This is a genomic window from Peptoniphilus sp. DNF00840, from assembly GCF_001553125.1.
In the GTDB taxonomy this organism is placed as follows: Bacteria; Bacillota; Clostridia; order Tissierellales; family Peptoniphilaceae; genus Peptoniphilus_A; species Peptoniphilus_A vaginalis.
Window position 1 is genome coordinate 1 of the sequence record NZ_KQ960212.1, and the last position, 21,744, is coordinate 21,744.

Below are 21,744 nucleotides of genomic sequence, written 5' to 3' on the forward strand. Positions count from 1 at the left end.
TCCTGGTATTAGGTCCAACTTTATGGGGTCACCATATTTTTTACCGTGATTTTTTAATGCTTAATTTTTACCAAGTGCAGAGTCCTGTTTTTTCTTGTATCTTCCACAGGATCCTCAAAAGGAATCCTTTTTCATAGAAGTCTTCAAGAGGCAAGGTGTAATCGCCATCTTTGTTATTCCAAATTCTTGCGTAGTAGTCCTTCATTTCTCTCGCCATAGGAGAATCTTTTTCCATCTCAATAGCGAGGTTTGTCTCAAGGTTAAAGTTATCAAGGTTTCTCCTTGTGTAGTTGGCTGACCCAAGTATGGCAAGTGGGTCCCTGTCCTTGAAGTCGAAGTAGATAAATTTTGTGTGGAACTGCTCGCCAGATGTTTGGTACCAGCGAATATTTATGTCGGGATAGTCTTCCTTTAATTCGCTTAGGGCAGGTCTATTTGGTGATCCATTTTTTTCTAGTCCAAAGGCATCCTTGTTAAGGTCTGCAATTATTTTAACATCTACGCCACGCTTTGAAGCCTGACCAAGCTCTCTTAAAATCCTAAATTCTGAAAGATAAAAGATTCCTAGATTTATCTCGTCGCCCTTTTTACTTTCCTTAATATTTTTTGAAATTTCATCATAAATTTTTCCCTCAGTGATTACCTTGAGCTTGTAAGGAGAAGTGACTTCTTCTGCCTTAAAGTTTTCAATTACATCAGGTAATTTGTCAAAAAATATGGTCTCAGACTTTATTAAATCTTCCATGGACTTGCCACGAAAAACCATGGCTACGTTGGAGTGGTGGGCTGATGGGTCGTGAGGGTTAGCCGATGCAACAAGGGCTTCTTTTTCAGAAATTAAAACCTTCCTGTGGTTGCCCTTGAAGTTTGCAAGTTTTAAGATTGACCTCATATTTACATTGTCAGCATCCTTGTCAAAAAAGTTTTTGATCCAGCCACCACCAGATGTCCCGAACCACTGGAGATAGGCCCTGTAAATCCCAGAGACCAAGGCGTTGGAGTCACGCATCTTGTTTAAGTCAGTGACAACTACTTCAATTCCATTTTCACGAAGCCTTTTCAAATTATCTTCTTCATAGGCCCCGTAAAAATTATTGATTGGGTCTGTGACAAATAAAATTGGCATAGAAGGATTTGCTTTCTTCTTTGCAATTAAGAGGTCCGTCATCTCTTCCACTTGATTTGGGAAGGCCATGGAGTCTGGGTACTCGTCGTTAAAGAGGAAGAAGTCCACCATGAGAAAGTCATGGGCATTTTTGATAAGGTCCATTTCTCGGTTAAATATTCTCTTCTCGTGAAGCCTCTTTCCATCCTTAAGATAAGTCAAGTCATACAAAAACTCGCAGTCGGCATCCTTAAAGTCAGAGGACACATTGGTGCCAGGAGGATTTTTGGTATTTAAGCTGTATATAATTGGAATAATAATAAGCAGTAAAATAATTATCATAATTTTCTTTTTCTTTTTCAAAATCTTCTCCAAAAATTAAAATTACTTTGTGGGGATCAGGTCTTGGACCCTCGTCCCAGTACTTCCATACTCTCTATCAAACTTAATATTATATTTTCCTGTGTCTGGATATCTAAGATAATAAAATATTTCCTCACCGTTTCTTAAATTTTCATTTTTGCTCCACTCAATACTTGGATTGTGAAGAATCTTTTCTATCTCTTCTCTGTCCTTCTCATTCTTTATACTAAGAATTTTTGGATATTCAAGGATTTCTATTTCAGCCTTGCCAGATCCATCGTAGCCAGTGAAGTGGAACTGAACTGTGAGAGGGTCCATGGTCACATAGGCGTCAGGTTTTCTTATCTTAACATAATAAAAGCAAGTGGAAATTATTATTAAGATAGCAAAAATTATAAAAATCATATTCTTCTTAGAACTTAATTCCTTATTAGCCATAAAAATCTCCTCCTTTTCCCCTATTATATCAAAATTATTTAAAAAAACTTAAATAAAAAGGTCTTGAATTTCTCCAAGACCAAGTATTTTATAAAACTTTATTCGTCGAAGCCACCTGTGTAAAGCTTGTAATAGATTCCTCTTTGTTCAAGTAGGTCTGCATGGTCGCCTCTTTCGACTATCTCGCCATTTTCCAAGACGATTATTACGTCGGAGTTCATAATTGTTGAGAGCCTGTGGGCAATGACAAAGCTTGTTCTACCCTTCATGATCTGATCCATGCCCTCTTGAACAATTTTTTCTGTACGAGAGTCAATTGATGATGTTGCCTCATCTAGGATCATAACTGGTGGATTGTAGATTTCAGCTCTTGCAATAGAAAGTAGCTGCATTTGTCCTTCGGATAGTTCGTCACCAGTACCACTTATCAAGGTGTCATACCCATCCTTTAGGTTCTTGATAAAGTCGTGGGCCTTGGTCCTCTTTGCAACTTTGATAGTTTTATCCATATCAACATCTTCTACAGAGTAATTTATATTCTCTGCGATAGTACCTGTAAAGAGGTGGGTGTCTTGGAGTACCATGCCAAGGGATGAACGAAGGTGGTCCTTCCTAATCCTCTTAATGTCTATGCCATCAAAGGTAATTTCACCACTGTCGATTTCATAAAACCTATTTATAAGGTTGGTAATAGTTGTCTTGCCGGCACCTGTTGCCCCAACAAAGGCAACTTTTTGTCCTGGCTTTGCATAGAGATTTATATCTTTTAGAATTTTATTTTTTCCATCGTAGGAGAAGTCAACATTTTTAAAGCGGATGTCTCCCAAGAGTTCTCTGTACTCGTCAGTCTTTAGGTCATGCCAATAATATTTTTCTTTTCCATCAACAACTTTAACAACTTTTTCAACTTCGCCAGAGTAGTCTTCTGGCTCAACTTCGAGGAAGTCAAAAATTCTTCTGGCACCTGCTATGGCAAGGACAAGAGAATTTATATTTCCACCAATTTGTCCCATGGGACCTGTTAAAGTTCTTGAAAGTTGTAGGAAGGAAGCGACAACACCGACAGTGATGCCAAAGCCACCATGGACTGCCATGAGGCCACCAATTAAGGCAAACAAAATATATTGGAAGTTTCCAATCCCAAAAATTATTGGGAAGAGGAAGAGGCCAAGCCTATTGGCTATCATGGTGTTTTCCATTAGCTCTTCGTTAATTATTCTAAAGTCTTCTCTTGCAGCTTCCTCGTGATTAAAGACCTTGACAACTCTTAGACCGTCAATCATCTCTTCGATGTAGCCGTTGGTCTTGGCAAGAGATTTTTGCTGGTTCAAGAAGAAGTGGGAGGACTTGCCACCAATTGTATTCATGGTAAAAATCATAAGTCCCACTGTCAAAATTATTATAAGTGACAAGAAGAAGGACTGTGAAAACATGGCGATTAGGACCATGATAATTGTCATGGCAGAGGACACAAAGGATGGGAAGGATTGGGCTATCATTTCCCCAAGGGCCCTGACATCATTTGTGTAGTAGGACATTATGTCTCCGTGACTATTTTGGTCGAAGTAAGATACTGGTAGGGATTGCATCTTTTTAAACATAGTCTTTCTCATTTCTCCAAGAGTTGATTCAGAGATTGAAGCCATAAGTCTTGAATAGGTGAAGGAGCAGATAACTCCAATTGCCAAAAATATTCCCATCTTAATTAGCATGGCTAACAAGTTGGAGAAGTTAGGGTTTGAACTATTTACCAAGGGCATAATGTAGTCATCAATTAAAAATCTCATGAAAAGTGAAACAGAAATTGTTGTAAGAGATGAAATTATTACCATAAGAGAAACTCCTAGGAGCTTAAACTTATGTCTTTTAAAGATAAAGGAGAATAATTTTTTTGCTGCCTCCTTGTTTTCAGGAGATGTAATTTTTGTCTTATTCTTCTGCATCAAAATCACCGTCACTTTCTTGAGTTTTGTTAATTTCCCTATATATTGGACTCTTTTCTATGAGCTCATCATGTCTACCTATAGATTCAATTTCTCCAAGGTCAAGGACTAGGGTGTAGTCAGTGTTCTTTAAGGACTTGATCTTTTGCGAAATCAAAATCTTTGTCATATCAGGTCTTAATTTATTTAAGGAAGAAATTATTTTTTCTTCAGTCTTGTTGTCAAGGGCAGAAGTGGAGTCGTCCATAATTAAAATCTTTGGATTCTTTAGGATTGACCTTGCAATAGAAATTCTTTGCCTTTGACCACCAGAGAAGTTGGTTCCACCTCTTTGGACCTTTATATCTAGGTCTTTTTCAGGGTCTATGAAGTCATCACAGGATGCAATATAGAGGGCTTCCTTTAAGTCATCGTCACTTAGGTCATCGCCAGCCCACTTCAAGTTGTCACGAAGGGTCCCTGTGAAGAGTTGGTTTTTTTGTAGGACGAGAGAGACTTGGTCACGAAGGGAAGGTAGGTCATAGTCGCTAACATCTTCGCCTCCAACGTAGACAGTCCCACTTGTAGGGTCAAAGAGTCTTGCGATGAGGCTAATAAGTGTGGACTTACCAGATCCTGTTGGTCCAATCATTCCTACATAGTCGCCAGAATTTATCTTGAGATTAATATTTTTTAAGACAGACTTGTCTAGGTCGCCGGAGTAGGAGAAAAAGACGTGGTCAAAGACAATCTCTCCGTTCTTCACTTCTTTTATAGGGTCTTCTGGACTCACAATAGAAGGCTTAGTTGCAATAACTTCATTGATACGTCTTATGGAGTTTCTCGCAATTGTAATTTGAACGAGGATCATTGACAGCATAAGGAGTGAAATTTGAATTTGAATTGCGTAAGTAACAAGACCAGTTAAGGCTCCAGTTGTCATCTTGCCAGCCACAATGAAGTGACTTCCTAACCAAGCAATTAAAATTGCCATAAGATAGGTTGAAAAATTCATAAGTGGGTTTGCAAAGGCAAGGAGTTTGGCAGCCTTGATGTAATGATTTTGAAGGTCATCAGAGACCTTATTAAACTTTTGAATCTCCTTGTCTTCTTTTACAAAGGACTTTACCACGCGAATTGCAGATAAGTTTTCTGACACGTCGGTGTTAAGCTTGTCTGTAATTTTAAAAACTTTTTCAAAAATTGGATAGGCTCCTTTTATAATAAGTCCCATCCCAATGCCAATAAGGGGAATAATAATTACAAAGGTTGGAGCCAGGTCCCTTGAAAGTCTAAAGGACATGATAAAGCAAAAGATAAGGGTAAGGGGCGAACGAATTGCCATCCTTATAGTCATTTGGAATGCCATTTGCACAGCTTGGACGTCAGTTGTCATACGAGTGATAAGAGAACCCGACTTGAACTTGTCCATATTCTCAAAGGAAAAGTCTGTGATGTTTTTAAACATATATGCCCTCATGTTCTTTGCGAGACCACTTGATGCCTTTGTGGCAAGGTAGCCCGAGATCACACCTGTGGCAAGAGAGATTCCCGCTGCAATAAATAAAATTATTCCATAGTTAATTATATTGCGAGAGGAATCGATCAAGATCCCCTGGTCTATTATCTTTGTCATAAAGAAGGGGATTGATGCGTTCATCAAGACTTCTAACAAAACAAAAAAAGGCGAGAGCACTGCATACTTTTTATACTCGCCTAAGTTATCGAAAACTACTTTTAACATATAACACTTCCTAATACATATTTGACATTTAACACTTACCCAAAAATTAAAAGCTAAAGCCAAATTAAAAATATAAGCTTAAAATATTTAAAACACCACCCTTAATTTGAAATTAGTAGATTTTTGTAATACTATATAAGTGAGAAAGAAATGGAGGGACATTATGACAGACAATAAAAAAGAAAAAGATTTAATTGAAAATTCAAAAACTCTTTCTGATGCAAAGAAGAAAGAAATGAAAGCTAATATAGACCAACAAAATGAAATTCACCCTAGCAACAGAGCAGACTCTGATTTATATGCAAAGGCTGCAGGTAAAGATCCTGAAACGGGAATCGAAATTCCAACAGAAGAATCAGTTGAAGAAGCTAAAGAATGGGTCGACAAGGAAAATAGAATGTAAATTCATGGCCTAGCGATAGGCATTTTTTTATAAAAAATTATAGGAGTTTTAATGGATAGCAAATTTTTAAACTGGCTCCTTGGCATAAGGAACGACGTCTTAAATAGGTATATGATTGCCATAACCCACCTGGGAACTGGGGGAGCAATTTGGCTTTTTACAGTTTACATCCTCTTCTACCTTGGCTTTAGGATAGAGAGCATAAATGTAATACTTGCCCTAATCTTTAACGGCATAGTTTGTAACCTCTTACTAAAAAATATTTTAAAGAGAAAGAGGCCATCATGGATAACAAAGGTGGAACTCCTTATAAAGGATCCCACAGACTTTTCCTTTCCATCAGGTCACGCATCATCATCCTTTGCAGCGGCTCTGACAATTTACTTTTACTTCAGGGGGATGGGGATCTTCTTTCTTGTGATAGCAACCCTAATTGCCTTCTCAAGGATCTACCACTTCGTTCACTATCCTAGCGACGTAATCATAGGGGCAATCATTGGAATAATTATCGCCCTTGTCACAAAGAACTATTACGACAAATTTTTATTAGACTTTATGCAAGTAAACCTACCCTTCTTATTCGGACCTCTTCCTAAGGTCTGAGAAGAAGCCAGTGATTAAACTTGCACATTCTCTTTCCAAGATACCAAACTCATAATTAATCTTGTGATTAGTTATGAGTTTTTCTATTTTTTGGTGGGAGACCACAGCACCAAACCTCTTGTTGCGAGCACCAAAATATAAATTTTTGATGCGGGCATTTAAGATTGCCCCCACACACATAAGGCAGGGCTCGAGAGTAACGTAGATGTCACAGCCTTCAAGATGATAAGAATTTAGGTGTCTTGAAGCCATAGATATTGCCATGATCTCTGCGTGAGCTGTAGGGTTCTTTGAGTCCTCTTTTTTATTGTAGCCATATCCAATTATTTTATTATTCTTAACAACGACACAACCTATTGGCACGTCATCTGACAATAGAGACCTGTGGCCATAGCGGATGGCCTCTTTCATAAACTTAATATCCATAAAATTATTATATCAAATTAAATAAAAAATTAAGTTGATTGAACTTAGATTTATTCTAATAAAATAATATATGAAAAATTTTCCCTATGTTATAATATAAAAAGTGATAAAATTTTCTTAAAATAAAAATATCAAGGAAAATATATTTAAAAACTAAGCAAAAAAAAGATTTAGAATATTTATAAAAATCGGCATAAAAATTATTTTTGAAATATAAGAGCTGGAAACAGCAGGAGGGACAAATGACTTTTAAAATAATATCCGACTCCTCATGTGATTTAGATAAAGAAACTCTAAAGAATTTAGACGTTGAAGTTATAAGAATTAAGGGAACTGATGAAAAGGGCCAAGACCTTTCAGAAGACCTTACTAACAAAGAAATCTATAAGAGGATGAGAGAGGGCGCATTTTTTAAGACAAGCCAAATAACATACTATGACTACTTAAAGAAGTTTGAAAAATTTGCAGAAGAAGGCAAAGACATTATTGCCCTAACCCTATCTTCAGGACTAAGTGGCACCTATCAAAATGCCTGCATGGCAAAAAAAGAAATAGAAGAAAAATATGACATAAGAGTAGAAGTAGTGGATTCACTTGCAGCTTCAGTTGGCTTTGGACAAATAACTTATTTCGCAGGACTAGCTGCCAAGAATGGAGCAACTTATGATGAAGTCCTAGACTTTGCCAAATTTTTGGTAGAAAAAACTAAGCACATCTTCACAGTTTATGACCTCAAATACCTTTACGAAGGCGGAAGAATTTCAAAAGCTAAGGCAAAAATTTCAAGCGTCTTAAACATACTTCCAATATTAGAAGTAGATGGCGAAGGAAAAATTTATGTATCAGAAGTAGTTCGTGGCAAGAACAAGTCCTACAAGAAGATGATGGACATGATAGAAGAAAGAACTACATCAGATGGATCAGATATGGTATTTCCAGTTTATGCCGACGACGAAAAAGTCATAGATCCCCTAATAAAAAAATTAGAAGAGAGGGGACACAATAAGTTCCTTCCCCTTGAAATAGGACAAACCATAGCAGCCCACGTAGGACCAGACATCTTTGGCCTAGCCTACCTTTCTGAAAACATACCAGAGGAATTTAAAAAGTATTTAGATTGAGTTTGAAATTTATAAACCTATAATCAAAGACGAAAAAATAATAAAAATTTGCAAAAAAAGAGGAGGTCGAGTGACTTCCTTTTTTAGTATCTATTAACTTATCCTTCTTTAAGTCTTAAGGCTGACTTATCTAGCATCTTCTTTAGGGAGTAAAGGGCAAGGGAAAAGACTACTAGTTCTGACACTCCTGCTCCAAAGAAGAGGTAGTCAACTCCAAAGATGTGGACTATTAAATAAATTGAAAGGAAAAGTGAAACTGATCCCCTCAAAATATTTATGACGATGGAATACTGTGGCTCTCCAGTGGCTGATGACAAGGATGCAATAAACAAGTTTTGACCTGCCAACAAATACATAAGGGCGTAGATCCTCATTGGTCTTATGGAAGAAGAAATCATATTTTTGTTCTCCAAAAACATTTTGAAGAGGCTTTCTGCTCCAAAGTAGGCAATGGAATACATAATTACAGAAATTATAAAGATGAAGATAAAGCTCATCCTAATAATTTTTATAGATTTATCCCTTTCTCTTGATCCGTGATAGTAGGAGAGAAGGGGTAGGGTCCCGTGACAAACTCCTTGGAAGGTTGAGTTGGCAAAGAGGGAAATGTAATTTATAACTGCGTAGGCAGAAAGATATTCGGGTGAAAGGTATTTTATTATAAATAGGTTAAAGATAAAGACAAAGCTTGCTGTGTTTAGCTCAGAGATAAATTCTCCAAAGCCATAGATAACTGTCTTCTTTAGATAGTGAATAACTTCTTTAAATTCCATTTTTATTTTTACAAAACGAAGGTAGCCCTTGGCCCCTCTGAAGTGGATAAAAAATATGAGGCAGGACAAAAATTGTGCAATACCTGTTGCAAGGGCGGCTCCCCTTACTCCCATATGAAACTTATCTATTAATATATAGTCTAGGACTATGTTTGTAAGGCAGGCTGAAATAGCACCGATAATTGCAGTCCTAGGAAAGCCGTCTACCTTTACCAAGACCTCAAAGGCATAGGCGATGATGTAGAAGGGCGAAAAGAATACAATGACAGATAAGTAGTCATGGGAAAGGTGAAATAAAGTTGAGTCTGCTCCCAGAAAATTTATTATTTGATCCATAAAAATTATTCCAATAAGGGCAAGTATCACTGAAAAGCTAAGGATAAATAAAATTATAAAGGTAAAGACCTTGTTGGCCTCGTCCCTGTTGCCCTTGCCTAGTTCTATTCCTATAATGGTTTGTGATCCCACGCCAGTTATAATTGCAATTGCAAACAAGAAGTTCACATAGGGAACAACTATTGTTACTGCCGATAACTCCAACTCACCGGCGAAGTTTGCAACAAAAAATCCGTCTACGATTGTGTAAATTGAAAAAACCCACATGGCAATAATTGATGGGATTACAAACTTAAAAAATTGTTTGTTTAAATTCATAAAACACCTCTAATCTATTAATTATATATGAATTTGATTTTTAAGGCAATTAAGCTAGACTATGAGTTAATCTATTACAATTTTTGTAAGTCTTTGTTATAATGAGTGTAATAAAAAAAGGGAGGACGAATATGAAACCAATTATAGGAATTTCTGTTAACTCACTTAGAGATATTTCTCAAAATGACGTTGGACAAATTGGAGTAGAAGGTCAAGACTGGCAACTAATAGCAGCAGATTATATTAGGGCAGTTGAAAGAAATGGTGGGATCCCAATTTTAATTCCAAATATAAAGACTATTGAAGATATGAGACAAGTCTTGGATACAATTGACGGACTAATATTATCAGGTGGTCACGATGTAAATCCAAGGACTTACAACGAGAGAAACTCTGGCAAGGCCGGCAAGTTTGACAACATAAGAGACCACGAAGAAATCTTTATGACAGAGTATGCCCTTGAAAAGGACATCCCCTTCTTGGGAATTTGTAGGGGACTTCAAATCTTAAACGTGACACTTGGAGGAACTATCCACCAAGACCTACCATCAGCAGGTTTTCCAGCTCACTCAATGAGTAATTCGTTAAGGAACGAACCATCACATGAGCTAAGGATCTTAGAAGGCACTCCACTTTTTGATATTTTTAAAAGAGAAGAAATCTGGACTAACTCCTACCACCACCAAGGGATAAATGAACTTGGCAGGGGACTAAAGAAGGCAGCTCTATCAGAAGAAGGCCTAGTAGAAGCAGTTTACTTAGACGACAAAAAATTTGCCCTTGCAGTCCAATGGCATCCAGAAATGATGTATGATGACAAAGAAATGAATATGATTTTTGAAAAATTTATCGACGCTTGCAAGTAAGTTTATAAATTTTTGAGAAAGTAAAGAAAGACCTAGTTTGTTAAAAACCAGGTCTTTTATTTTTATTCGAAATAATCAATTATACCTTTTATAGCGATGCCAGTGGCCTTGTGATAAACTACTCCTTCACAATAGGTCCAGTTTTCTTTTCCGACATTTTTCTTTGCGTTTTCGTAATCTTTTTTCTTGGCAATTTCTATTGTGCCTGGGATATGGTTTGGTCCCTTTTCGATGTAGACTACATCTTTTTCGTAGCCAGGAATTTCTTCAAGCTTGTGGGTGAAGTCCTTTAGCCCACCTTCCTCAGCCTTGTAAAGTAATTCTTCCATTAAGCTATCATAATTTTCTTTTACTTCACCAGCGAACATCAATTTGTCAGATACGGCATGGTCACCTCGAGCCATTTTTTTAACAGAAGGACCATAGTTTGCTCCGTCTTGAGCTTCAATTCTTTCATCAAAGACAAAATTTTTATCTTGATCTAAGACATATCGAAGTTCCATTGGGATAGTGTAGCCAGATTCTTGATCAAAAATTCCATTCTTGTAGGAATAATTTTGATTAACTACACTTGCAAGAAAAATTAATTTGCCATCTTCAAAGAAGTCCTTAAGGAGATGAGTATAATAAATTTGGTAGTCGCCAGGGTTCTTCATTGTTTCAACATCTCGCACTTGATTTGAAAGTAGAAGCCCTAGGGACTTGTCCCTTAAATTATCCTTTGACTCAAGGATTTCTGAATTTCCTTTTCCAAGTACTTCGTTGTTAAAGATATTTTTTTGACTCTCTCTTGCTAGTTTAACTTCTTTGCCGTCAGAAGAAATTATCACGTCACCTAGAGCATCCTCGCTCTTATCCATTGTCTTATTAGTTAAAGATGTGTCCTTAAAAATTTTTTCGTAGTCGCTATCACTTAAGCTGCCCTTTATTTCTGAAAGAGAAACTTTTCCATCAGACTCGCCAAGGTTTTCTCTGGCAATAAAAACTTTTGCCTTACTTTCTTCTGATGAACTTTTTTCTTTCTCTACAACTTTATTTTTTTCACCATGATTCTCAGCCTCTTTAGAATTTTTATTTTTCCCACAAGATGTCAAAAACAAAATTCCTATCAAGGCAAGAAGTATAATTTTAAATTTTTTCATGTCTGCCTCCTTTAAGGAAATATTATAATAAAGCTTTGCTAAAGGCAAGAAGAAATAGAGGCATTAGAGCCTCAAACTGTGGTATAATTATGGTAATTTTATTTAAGGGGGAAATTATGAGAGCTGTTATAACTGTAATAGGTAGTGACAAGATAGGTATTGTATATGAAGTAGTAAAGAAGATGGTGGAGTTCGACTTAAACATAGTTGATATCACTCAAACAATTTTAGATGATTGCTTCACAATGATTGTTATAGTTGATTTAACTAAGATGAACGTTGAGTTCCAAGAAGTTGTTGATGCTTATGAAAAACTTGGAAAGGAACTAGACCTTTCTATAAGGGTTCAACACCAAGGTATCTTTGATAAGATGCACCAAATTTAAGGAGCAGACATGGATAGACAAAGAATTTTAGAAACTGTAAGAATGTTGGACCAAGAGAACCTTGACATTAGGACAGTTACTCTTGGGATTTCGCTACTAGATTGCATAGACAAGGATGGAGATGCTGCCCGCAAAAAGATCTACGACAAGATCACAAAGTATGGCAAGCACTTAGTTGAATATGCCAACGAAATTGGTAAAAAGTATGGGGTTGAAATTGTAAACAAGAGGGTTTCTGTTACACCTATTGCCCTAATCGCTGGTGCAACTGATGAGAAGGACTACATAGAATTTGCAAGGACCCTTGATGCTGCTGCAAAGGAAATTGGCGTAGACTTCATCGGTGGTTACTCTGCCCTAGTTCACGGAGAGATGACTCCTGCTGATGAAATTTTAATAAACTCAATTCCTGCTGCTCTTGCTGAAACAGAAAAAGTGTGCTCTTCAGTAAATGTTGGTACTACAAAAAATGGACTTAATATGGATGCAGTTAAGCTAATGGGAGAAAAAATTGTAGAGGCTGCAAACTTGACTAAGGATAAAGACTCCATTGGCTGTGCCAAGCTTGTAGTTTTTGCCAACGCAGTTGAGGACAATCCCTTTATGGCAGGTGCCTTCCACGGAGTTGGAATGGGAGATGTAGTCCTTCACGTTGGCGTTTCTGGGCCTGGTGTTGTCAAGTATGCCCTAGAAAAGGTTAGGGGAGAAAGCTTCCACGTTGTTTCAGAAACTATAAAGAAAACTGCCTTTAAGATTACAAGACTTGGAGAATTAATTGGTACTGAAGTTGCTAAAAAAATTGGAGTTCCCTTTGGAACAATTGACCTATCCCTTGCTCCAACTCCAGCAATAGGTGATTCTGTTGCAAGAATCCTTGAAGAAATTGGAGTTGAATTTGCAGGTGGTCACGGAACTACTGCAGCCCTTGCCATGTTAAATGACGCTGTCAAAAAGGGTGGCATCATGGCATCTGACCACGTTGGTGGTCTATCTGGTGCCTTCATACCAGTGAGTGAAGATGAAGGAATGATTGAAGCTGCAAGAAATGGTCACATTGGTATTGATAAGCTTGAAGCCATGACTTGTGTTTGCTCTGTTGGACTTGATATGATTGCAATCCCAGGGGACACAAAGGCAACTACTATCGCAGCAATTATTGCTGACGAAGCCATGATTGGAATTATAAATCAAAAGACAACAGCTGCTAGGCTTATTCCAGTTATTGGAAAAGGAGTTGGCGATGAGGCAACCTTTGGTGGCCTACTAGGTTCTGCTCCTATTGTCCCAGTTCACCCAGGTAGTGCTGACAGGTTTGCCAACCGTGGGGGATATATACCAGCCCCAGTTCACAGCTTTAAAAATTAAAAAATAAGAAGAGAAGAAAAAAAGAAGAGGTGTGTTATGAATAACAATTCAAAGGACATTGAAAGATTAACCACAGAGACCACTGAATTTAAGAGAGAAATTGGTGTCTTTGGTGGCGTAAGTATTATTGGCGGGATAATGATAGGGGCAGGTATCTTCTATCTTGGCTCCTATGTTCTACAAAGGACTGGTATGAACTCTGGTCTTGCCCTTATTTGTTGGATAATAGGTGGACTTATCACCCTATTTGGTGGACTTTGCTATGCAGAACTTGGTACTGCCATGCCAAAGGCTGGAGGAAGAATTGTCTACTTAAACGAAGCCTACCACCCAATAGTTGGATTTATTTCTGGCTTTACTGACTGGTTAGTTGGTGGCCCAGGTTCCGTTGCCGCAGTTGCCATTGCCTTGATGTCAGTTTTCAAAAGTTTTTTTCAAATTTCTGACTTTGGAATTAAGATGGCAGCCATAACTTTGATAATTATTTTGACTATATATAATATGCTTGGAGTAAAAGCTTCATCAATTTTACAAAACCTATCCATGGTGGCAAAACTTGTTCCCATTGGATTAGTAATGATAGCAGCCCTCTTTGTAGGTAAGGTTAGCCCAGACTTAAGTCTTGGAACAGCTCTTGAATATTCAGGCACAAGTGGAAAAAATATCTTTGGTATGATAGCCATAGCAGTTGTTGCAACTCTATGGGCATACGAAGGATGGACTAACTTAAACACAGTTGCAGAAGAAATAAAGGACCCTCACAAGAACCTACCCCTTGCCCTAATTGTTGGTATTGGTGGCATCACAGTTCTTTATACTCTATTTAACTTTGCAATAATGAAGGTTATACCTCACGAAGAAATCGTGTCAATGATAAATTCTGACAACCTATATCTTGGAACAGAAGTTGCCAAGAGGGTATTTGGTCACGCAGGAGTAATAATAGTTAGTGCTGGCATGATTCTTGCTATGTTTGGAACTCTTAACGGACTTATACTTGCCCAACCAAGAATGTACTATGCCATGGCAGTTGAAGGTCACTTCTTCAAGTCCTTTGCAAAACTTCATCCAAAGTATAGGGTTCCAACAGCTCCAATGATTGTACAATGTGTCTTCTCTTGCCTACTTGTACTTTCATCAAATCTTGACCAACTTACTAATATGGTTGTAATAACTGGAATGATTTTCTCAGTTCTTACAATTTTATGTGTGCCAATCCTTAGGAAAAAATATCCAAAGATTGAAAGACCTTACAAGGTTTGGTTCTATCCTGTGTCTGTACTTATTACAGCCCTAATCTTTGCAGGACTTGTTGTCCAAGGTGCAATTGAAGATCCAATCACAGGACTTACTGGACTTATAGTTCCAATCCTTGGTGCAATCACTTATATGATTTTTGATGCGAAACTTAAAAAAGAAAAAAACGAGGGATAAGATGAAAAAATTATTTTACAATGGAAAAGTTTATGTCAATAGAGATGAATTTCAAGAAGCAATCTACCTTGAAGGGGAATTTATAAAAGAAGTTGGAAAGACAGAGGACCTTGTAAAAAAATATGACCAAGCTGATGTGGAAAAAGTTGACCTTGAAGGCAGGACAGTAATACCTGGCCTCAACGACTCCCACCTTCACTTTATGCAATTTGGCGAAAGTATGAACCAAGTTGACATCGAGGGAGTTGAATCAATTGAAGAAATGATTGATAGATGCAAGATCTTTATGGAAAGAAATCCTAAAAGATGTGAAAAGGGAATCCACGCTATTGGTTGGAACCAAGACTTCTTTAAGGGAGACAAGAGGATACCAAATAGATTTGACTTAGATAAAATTTCTACAGAAATTCCAATTGTCCTTGAAAGAGTTTGTGGTCACATAGTTTCATCAAACACCAAGGTTATAGAAATCCTTGGACTTACAAAGGACAGCCCCCAATATCCTGACGGCGAATTTTTAATTGGCGATGACGGTTATCCAAGTGGGGTCTACACAGCCAATGCCTGCAACTTTGCCAAGGATGTAATACCTGACTTCACTCTTGAAGAAAGACGTGAAATGTTAATAGAAACTATGGACTACGCAGTTTCTTGTGGACTTACATCAGTTCAATCTAATGACGTTGGTACAACTTTTATGAATGGACCTGTAGCCTTTAAACTTTTAAAGGATATTTACAAGGAAAATAAAAAAATCAGATACAGACACCAAGTTTGCTTTAACGACTTTGATGAATTTGAAAAATATTTGTCTGATGGAGAATACTCTAATAAAGAAAAGGAATACAATACAAATTATTTAAAGCTTGGACCTTTGAAGTTATTTAAAGACGGATCCCTTGGTGCAAGGACTGCCCTAATGCGTAATGGTTACAATGATGACAGGGACAATCACGGACTTCCTTGGATCAAGGACGAAGAGATGAGAAAGTATGTAAAGCTTGCATCAAAAAACGATCTTCAAGTTATAACTCACGTTATTGGGGACAAGGCCATTGAAGATACAGTTAAGTGCTATGAAGATTCCTTTGTTGATGGAGAAAACAAACTTCGTCACACTCTCGTTCACTGCCAAATCACTGATAGAGAATTAGTTGAGAGGATAGCAAGAGATGACATCTGCGTAATGGCACAACCAATCTTCTTGGACTACGACATGAAGGTTGTTGAAGACAGGTGTGGCAAAGAACTTGCATCAACATCCTATGCCTTCAAGAGTCTAAAGGACCTTGGGTCTCACGTAGCCTATGGAACTGATGCCCCAGTTGAAAACCTAAATCCCTTCCCAAATATTTACATGGCAGTAACTCGTAAGGACAAGAAGGGAAATCCTGAAGGAGGATTTTATCCTAAGGAGTGCGTAGACATCTACGAAGCCATTGATGCCTACACAGTGGAATCTGCTTATGTAGAATTCCAAGAAGACATCAAAGGAAGAATCAAAAAAGATTTCTTGGCTGACTTTGTAGTCCTAGACGAGGACATCTTTACAATTGACCCAATGGAAATCAAGGACATTAAACCAAGGATGACAATCGTTGGTGGAAATGTAGTTTACAAAAGATGAGCTAATATGACTTTAGAAATTAAGGGAATAGAAAACTTAAACAAGGAGGGAAGATTTGACTACATGGTGGACTTTGGCAAAGCCACAATAAAAACTGAGTCCGACATGATCGCCATGATGGCAAACATCTCTTCCATAATATTCAATGTGGTAGAAGACTTAAACTGGGCAGGCTTTTATCTTGTAAGAGGAGATGAATTAGTCCTAGGACCCTTCCAAGGTCTACCTGCTTGTACAAGACTCGTTGATGAGGGAGTTTGTGTGGCAGCTTGGAAGAATAAAAAAGTCATGAGGATAGAAAATGTTCACGACTTTAAAGGGCACGTTGCCTGCGACTCGGCATCTAATTCAGAATTAGTCTTGCCAATCCTTGTGAAGAATGAAGTTATAGGAGTCTTGGACCTAGACTCACCAAGCCTGAGTCGCTTTACAAGTCTTGAAGAAGAAAAATTTAGAGAACTTGTAAAAGCCATGGAAGAAGAATTATCTAAATAAATTTGAGGAGGTCAAGCCTCCTCTTTTTTATTATAAAATTGTAAGTCTTTTTTTGATTTCTTGTATGAATTATTTAGAAGATTTGTAATTTTTACTTGCTATACTTAGGGCATAAAAATTATTAAAGATAAGGAGTAAAAAAATGAAAAGAAATCTTAAAAGAAAAATAAGTTCAATTGTTCTAGTAGGAGTGTTAGCTTTAGGCTTAGCCGCTTGCAGTAAAGCAAATGCAGCAGACTATTCAACTGGAATGGTATCCTATGAAGAAATCCAAAATGAATTTGCACAAACTTGCAAAAATCTTACTTGGCCAGAAGGCTACGAAGTGCCAAAAGAAATCGACGAAAAGAAAGACGGCTCAGTCTACCAAAAAGGATTTGGAAACACAAGAGCAAGTATGTATTGGGAAGCTGCTTGGGAAAAGGAATGGTTAAATACCTACAAAACTGATCCGGAAAGAGCTGAAAAAGCCTTAAGAGAATTAGAGAAAGCAAAGAAAATGCCTTATATGTCAGAAGCATCTTGTGATGATGCAACAAGAGAATATTTCGCTAAAATGTTAGAAAAAGCTAAGAAGGGCGACCCAACAGGTATTGAAGAAAATATCAAATTAAATGCACCTGAATAAGATCTATATTTACTCATCAATTGAATAATTAGAAAGTTAACCCCCAAAAAATTCTTTTTGGGGGTTAATTTTACAAGCAAAGATAAAAACAGTATAATCGAAAATATAAAAAGTTTGCAGTTATTACTCATGAAGTAAATCACATAAAAAATTAGAATGGAGTTAGAAATGAAATACTTTACACTATCAACTATTATTATTTTTGTTGGAAGTTTTATTTTTGCAAGTTCTCTCGATGAGAAAAACAGGAAGAAGAAAAAATTCTTGGGCATTGTCCTAATAATTTTGGGCTGTATCTTAAAATTTTTGAATTTTTAAAACTTAAAAAGAAAATAAAAAAAAGAAAATTAAAATCACAGGAGACTTGCAGGCTAAGGAGGCAATATGAAAGACATAATACTTGTTGAAAATATTGAGAAATCCTTTAAGGACAAGGAAGTCTTTTGTGATTTTTCTTTGTCTATAAGGGAAAAGACAGTCCACGCCCTTGTGGGTCCCAATGGGTCTGGCAAGACAAGTCTCTTGAGGATCTTGACAGGAATTTACAAGTGCAAGGGTCAAGTCGAAGTCAAGGGATCCTATGCTATGTTACTTGAAAATGACTACCTCTATGAGGACAAGACGGGGATGGAAAATATAAATATTTACTCCCTCTTCTTTAAGTCAGACAAAAAGGATTACAAGACCTACGCCGACATCTTGGGCATAGCTGACGACCTAGACAGGAAGGTGTCAACTTACTCCAAGGGGATGAAGAGGAAGCTGTCCCTTCTCATCATTGTCCTCATGGATAGGGACATCATCTTCTTAGACGAAGTCACTTCGGGAGTTGATCCCCTATCTCGAGTGGAAATTAGAAAAATTATAAAAATTTTAAAGGACCAAGGCAAGACCATAGTTATAACTTCCCACGACTTGTCAGAGATTGAAAAAGTTGCAGACATGGTGACTATGATTAAGGATGGAAAAATTTTATTCACGAAAGAAGTTTCTCAACTTGGAGAAAATCTTGAGGACTTATTTATCGAGGAGGGGTCAAAATGAAGGACAAAGCTTTGAATAAGGCATCCAGCTACCTAATCTTTAGGGATAGAGAAGTGATTATCAACACAGTTTTATTTCTTGTCATCGCCTTTGCCTACCTTCTCGGCCTTTATAAATTTCTTTTTGCGAACAAGGGAGAGGATTTTATCATCCTCATGACCTATGCCCTTATACTTGGTTTTGGGATAATCGGGTCCAACACCATACTTGTGAACTTAAGTCTAAGGGACAAGCTAAGTGGCAGGTTGGAGTTTTTGCTTGGAACTGGACTTGATGTGAGAGAAATCGTTAAGGCCTACTCCATAGAAAACTGGAGGATTTCATCCCTTCCTTCCTTTGTAATTTTTTTTGGAACTTATGTTATTTGCGACCTGGGCAAGTCCTTTGTTGCCCTCTACCTTTCTTGCATCGCCCTTCATTATTTTTTGATTTTGACCCTTAACGTCATGGCAATGTATAGGAAGAATTTTAAGTTTTTCAAAAATATAGTTTTCTTTACAACAAGTCTTGGAATTTATCTCTTGGGAAATTTCTCTGGAAGGATTTTAAATTTTCTAGGTTCTATAAATTTGGGCTTAAATATCTTTTTAATCCTTGTAAATGTAATTCTCGGACTTGGTTTAGCTGTCTATTCCCTTTACCAATATAGGAAGATGGACAACGAGAAGGTCATGGAGGTGAGCTCGGTTTGGTCTTAAAATTAATTGGTCTCGACCTAAAGAAAAACCTGGACAAGAACGCCTTCTTAATGGGATTTTTTGGTTTGGTCTTTACCTACCTTTCAAGTTTTTCTCTTGAAGAAGGCACAAGCCTATCAAGACTTATGGGGACAGAAGGTCCTGCCATCTTGTTTTTAATTTTTGCCCTTGAGTTTTCCAAGGGGACCCTCCAAGAGGACAAGGCAAGGAAGAAGATTGAGTTTGTCCTTGCCAATGGTCTTAGGATAAAGTTCCTAGTCATAAAATATTTTGTAGCCATCTACCTTGCGAGCCTACTTACACTCTTGCCAGCCCTTATATTTTTTGCCTTTAAGACAAGGATTGGAGTCCCTGAAATCTTTAACTTCTTACTTACATCAGGCCTCTATACAAATTTTTTAATTTTAAAAATTTTAAACACAGAGAACATGAACAAGATGGCAGGGCTCCAAAACAAGATAATTCTCCTCGGCATCCTCATCTTAATGGTCTCATTCAATATTTATATTTTCACTTCTATGATAAAATTGTACTTGATAAGCAAGTTTTTAATTTTATTTTCTATAAATATTTTTGTTGTCCTTAGGACGAATAAGGAGAGAATTGGAGTGACCTACTTTTGATGGGAAAGAGAATTTTAAAAATCATAATTTGCCAAGTTGCCCTAATTTTCTATTGGGCATGGCTTTATAAAGTGGAGGATCTAATAGACAACCAGGCCCTCATGAACCTACTGAGCTTTTTAATTATAGGAATTATCTACGGATTTATTCACACAGAGATAAGTAAGAGTGAAGACAAGAAAATCCATGGGATTTTTATTTTCCTTTCTTTCTTCTTTTTTGCCCTTGCCCTAAATAAAAATTTAAGTCCAATAATTTTTATGGGACTTGGGCTTGTGACAAGTCTAATTTATATTAAGAAAAACCTAAGACCTGATAGGGCTAAAAATATTAGCGTCCTTCCAGTTTCCAAGAAGATGACCCAGGTGGCGACTCTTGTTCTTCTACTTGTTTTCACTATAATAATTTATCTCCTGGACCTTGACGGGCCAGTGATCCATATCTTCTACCAAATAATATTTTTCGCCTACTGCCTCTTGTTCTTCCTCTTCTTAAAGGACAGGGAAGATGTCTATGAAGAAGTCTTTAAACTTTTTTATATGTCCGAATATCTTGGCGAAGAACGCGAGAACTTTGCAAGACTTATCCATGATGAAGTCCTCCAAGATATTTTTGCTGCTAAAAATTATTTAAGCCTTGCAGAACCGAGAGCCGACCTGGCAAGAGATATTCTTACCAACTTAAATGGAAGACTTAGGGAGATAATGAAGTTCTATCAAACTAGGCTCTTTGAGGACTTTGGCATAGAAGAAAACATCCAAGGAATTTTTGAAAATCTTGCCAGCCTTTATCCAGAGAAGAAAACTAAGATAGACCAAAAAATTTCTGATGGCCTAAGAGATAATGCAAGCAAGGAAGAAGTTAGACTTATCTCGACAATTACTAAGGAGCTTGTCAACAACATCTACAAGCATTCTGAGGCGACCTATATTTTTTACAGGCTCTATGAAGATGAGGACTTTATACTTATGGAAGTTGAAAGCGACGGAATGAGAGAAGAAGACTTTAAAAACATCCAAGACTCCAAGAGGGGAGTCCTTCTTCTGAAGATGCTAATTAGGACAAAGGAAGGAGAAATTTCCTACGAGGATAGGGATGGAAGTCTTTACACGAGAATAAAAATAAGAAGGTACAGAGATGAAAATTCTTTTATTAGATGACCACAAAATTTTTGGCGAGAGCCTGAAAGTCCTCTTGGAAGAGAGGGGGATTTCTTGCACCTATACCAGTAGCATAAAAAAATTTTACGAAGAAGTGGAAGGGGACTACGACATCATCCTCTTGGACATAAACCTAAAGGAAGAGGAGACGGGCTTCGACATCTTAGATAAGCTCTATGATATAAATAAAAAGATTGTGATTTTGACTTCCTATGACATGATAAATTACAAAAAGCTTGCCCTTGAAAAGGGAGCCAGAGACTTTATTAACAAGTCCCTTGATGTCGATGAAGTTATAGAAAGACTTGAGAGAGTCTATAAGGATGAAAAAATTTCTTTTGATGATGAGGAGAAAATTATTGAGCCACTGACAAAGAGGGAAGAAGAAATTTTATTAGAAGTCCTAAGTGGCTTGACCAAAAAGGAAATTGCAGACAAGCTCTACATCAGCGAGAGGACCCTCTACAACCACTTGGCAAATATTTACGCAAAGCTTGGTGCCAAGAACGCTATTGAGGCCTACAAGATTGCCCTCGAACTTGGCTACATCAGACCCCTTATGTAAAAATTTGCAAGAAAAAACTAGATCACAAGACCTAGTCATAAATTTATTTATCTTCTGATATGATTTTATAAATTGCGTCAGAAGATTTTCTTTTTTTGTCACGAATTTTATCTTCTTTTGCGTAGCCTATGGCGATGACAAGTCTGATTCTCGACCTCG

The 21,744-nt window shown here is 37.3% G+C and carries 23 protein-coding genes; 16 read left to right on the forward strand and 7 right to left on the reverse strand.

Annotated features, from left to right (window positions below; genetic code table 11):
- Positions 1–67: 67 nt before the first annotated feature.
- From HMPREF1864_RS04840 to HMPREF1864_RS04855, 4 genes are all read right to left on the reverse strand, one after another.
- Positions 68–1,468, reverse strand: coding sequence for a phospholipase D-like domain-containing protein (locus HMPREF1864_RS04840; RefSeq protein ID WP_197415060.1), 1,401 nt, complete (start codon positions 1,466–1,468; stop codon positions 68–70).
- 21 nt (positions 1,469–1,489) lie between these two features.
- Positions 1,490–1,906: a hypothetical protein gene (locus tag HMPREF1864_RS04845; protein ID WP_062571714.1), complete on the reverse strand. Its 417-nt coding sequence runs from the start codon at positions 1,904–1,906 to the stop codon at positions 1,490–1,492.
- Between the two features lie 98 nt (positions 1,907–2,004).
- Positions 2,005–3,849 (reverse strand): ABC transporter ATP-binding protein, encoded by a 1,845-nt coding sequence (locus HMPREF1864_RS04850; protein ID WP_062571715.1) that lies wholly within the window; start codon positions 3,847–3,849, stop codon positions 2,005–2,007.
- Positions 3,836–5,572 carry an ABC transporter ATP-binding protein gene (locus HMPREF1864_RS04855; RefSeq protein WP_062571716.1) on the reverse strand — a complete coding sequence of 579 codons (1,737 nt, stop codon included), beginning with the start codon at positions 5,570–5,572 and terminating at the stop codon, positions 3,836–3,838. The genes HMPREF1864_RS04850 and HMPREF1864_RS04855 overlap by 14 nt, the downstream gene beginning before the upstream one ends.
- A 163-nt stretch (positions 5,573–5,735) precedes the next feature.
- Here HMPREF1864_RS04855 and HMPREF1864_RS04860 point away from each other — a divergent pair, with 163 nt between their 5' ends.
- Together HMPREF1864_RS04860 and HMPREF1864_RS04865 are read left to right on the forward strand one after the other, a co-directional pair.
- Positions 5,736–5,975: a CDIF630_02480 family spore surface protein gene (locus HMPREF1864_RS04860; protein WP_062571717.1), complete on the forward strand. Its 240-nt coding sequence runs from the start codon at positions 5,736–5,738 to the stop codon at positions 5,973–5,975.
- Between the two features lie 51 nt (positions 5,976–6,026).
- Positions 6,027–6,578, forward strand: coding sequence for a phosphatase PAP2 family protein (locus tag HMPREF1864_RS04865; RefSeq protein ID WP_062571718.1), 552 nt, complete (start codon positions 6,027–6,029; stop codon positions 6,576–6,578).
- Here HMPREF1864_RS04865 and HMPREF1864_RS04870 read toward each other — a convergent pair.
- Entirely contained in the window at positions 6,552–6,989 is a 438-nt protein-coding gene (locus tag HMPREF1864_RS04870; RefSeq protein WP_197415062.1) for a nucleoside deaminase, read from the reverse strand. The two genes, HMPREF1864_RS04865 and HMPREF1864_RS04870, sit on opposite strands and share 27 nt — an antisense overlap.
- 257 nt (positions 6,990–7,246) lie before the next feature.
- Between HMPREF1864_RS04870 and HMPREF1864_RS04875 the strand changes: the two genes are divergently transcribed.
- Positions 7,247–8,125: a DegV family protein gene (locus HMPREF1864_RS04875; RefSeq protein ID WP_062571720.1), complete on the forward strand. Its 879-nt coding sequence runs from the start codon at positions 7,247–7,249 to the stop codon at positions 8,123–8,125.
- A 98-nt stretch (positions 8,126–8,223) separates the two neighbouring features.
- Here HMPREF1864_RS04875 and HMPREF1864_RS04880 read toward each other — a convergent pair whose 3' ends face one another.
- On the reverse strand, positions 8,224–9,552 hold the full coding sequence (locus HMPREF1864_RS04880) for an MATE family efflux transporter (RefSeq protein ID WP_062571721.1): 1,329 nt from the start codon (positions 9,550–9,552) through the stop codon (positions 8,224–8,226).
- Between the two features lie 131 nt (positions 9,553–9,683).
- On the opposite strand from HMPREF1864_RS04880, the gene HMPREF1864_RS04885 reads away from it, so the two are divergent.
- Positions 9,684–10,418, forward strand: coding sequence for a gamma-glutamyl-gamma-aminobutyrate hydrolase family protein (locus HMPREF1864_RS04885; protein ID WP_062571722.1), 735 nt, complete (start codon positions 9,684–9,686; stop codon positions 10,416–10,418).
- A gap of 62 nt (positions 10,419–10,480) precedes the next feature.
- Here HMPREF1864_RS04885 and HMPREF1864_RS04890 read toward each other — a convergent pair whose 3' ends face one another.
- Positions 10,481–11,560: a hypothetical protein gene (locus HMPREF1864_RS04890; protein WP_062571723.1), complete on the reverse strand. Its 1,080-nt coding sequence runs from the start codon at positions 11,558–11,560 to the stop codon at positions 10,481–10,483.
- Positions 11,561–11,676: 116 nt separating this feature from the next.
- Between HMPREF1864_RS04890 and HMPREF1864_RS04895 the strand changes: the two genes are divergently transcribed.
- The 12 genes from HMPREF1864_RS04895 to HMPREF1864_RS04945 all read left to right on the forward strand — a co-directional run bounded on the left by HMPREF1864_RS04895 (position 11,677) and on the right by HMPREF1864_RS04945 (position 21,585).
- Positions 11,677–11,946, forward strand: a complete 270-nt coding sequence (locus tag HMPREF1864_RS04895; protein WP_062571724.1) for an ACT domain-containing protein — start codon at positions 11,677–11,679, stop codon at positions 11,944–11,946.
- A 9-nt stretch (positions 11,947–11,955) separates the two neighbouring features.
- Positions 11,956–13,311, forward strand: coding sequence for a PFL family protein (locus HMPREF1864_RS04900; RefSeq protein WP_062571725.1), 1,356 nt, complete (start codon positions 11,956–11,958; stop codon positions 13,309–13,311).
- A gap of 36 nt (positions 13,312–13,347) precedes the next feature.
- Entirely contained in the window at positions 13,348–14,745 is a 1,398-nt protein-coding gene (locus HMPREF1864_RS04905; protein WP_062571726.1) for an APC family permease, read from the forward strand.
- A 1-nt stretch (position 14,746) separates the two neighbouring features.
- Entirely contained in the window at positions 14,747–16,372 is a 1,626-nt protein-coding gene (locus tag HMPREF1864_RS04910; protein ID WP_062571727.1) for an amidohydrolase, read from the forward strand.
- 6 nt (positions 16,373–16,378) lie between these two features.
- A complete protein-coding gene (locus tag HMPREF1864_RS04915) occupies positions 16,379–16,867 on the forward strand; it encodes a GAF domain-containing protein (RefSeq protein ID WP_062571728.1) in 489 nt (162 codons plus the stop codon).
- A gap of 142 nt (positions 16,868–17,009) precedes the next feature.
- On the forward strand, positions 17,010–17,495 hold the full coding sequence (locus HMPREF1864_RS04920; protein ID WP_060799901.1) for a hypothetical protein: 486 nt from the start codon (positions 17,010–17,012) through the stop codon (positions 17,493–17,495).
- Positions 17,496–17,663: 168 nt separating this feature from the next.
- Positions 17,664–17,813 carry a hypothetical protein gene (locus HMPREF1864_RS08605; RefSeq protein ID WP_197415061.1) on the forward strand — a complete coding sequence of 50 codons (150 nt, stop codon included), beginning with the start codon at positions 17,664–17,666 and terminating at the stop codon, positions 17,811–17,813.
- A 66-nt stretch (positions 17,814–17,879) separates the two neighbouring features.
- Positions 17,880–18,539: an ABC transporter ATP-binding protein gene (locus HMPREF1864_RS04925; RefSeq protein WP_062571729.1), complete on the forward strand. Its 660-nt coding sequence runs from the start codon at positions 17,880–17,882 to the stop codon at positions 18,537–18,539.
- On the forward strand, positions 18,536–19,237 hold the full coding sequence (locus tag HMPREF1864_RS04930) for a hypothetical protein (protein WP_062571730.1): 702 nt from the start codon (positions 18,536–18,538) through the stop codon (positions 19,235–19,237). The genes HMPREF1864_RS04925 and HMPREF1864_RS04930 overlap by 4 nt, the downstream gene beginning before the upstream one ends.
- A complete protein-coding gene (locus HMPREF1864_RS04935) occupies positions 19,228–19,860 on the forward strand; it encodes a hypothetical protein (protein ID WP_062571731.1) in 633 nt (210 codons plus the stop codon). The genes HMPREF1864_RS04930 and HMPREF1864_RS04935 overlap by 10 nt, the downstream gene beginning before the upstream one ends.
- A complete protein-coding gene (locus HMPREF1864_RS04940) occupies positions 19,860–21,020 on the forward strand; it encodes a sensor histidine kinase (RefSeq protein ID WP_062571732.1) in 1,161 nt (386 codons plus the stop codon). Before HMPREF1864_RS04935 ends, HMPREF1864_RS04940 begins: the two co-directional genes overlap by 1 nt.
- Complete coding sequence (locus HMPREF1864_RS04945) at positions 20,998–21,585, forward strand: response regulator transcription factor (RefSeq protein ID WP_062571733.1); 588 nt, start codon at positions 20,998–21,000, stop codon at positions 21,583–21,585. The genes HMPREF1864_RS04940 and HMPREF1864_RS04945 overlap by 23 nt, the downstream gene beginning before the upstream one ends.
- Positions 21,586–21,744 lie beyond the last annotated feature (159 nt).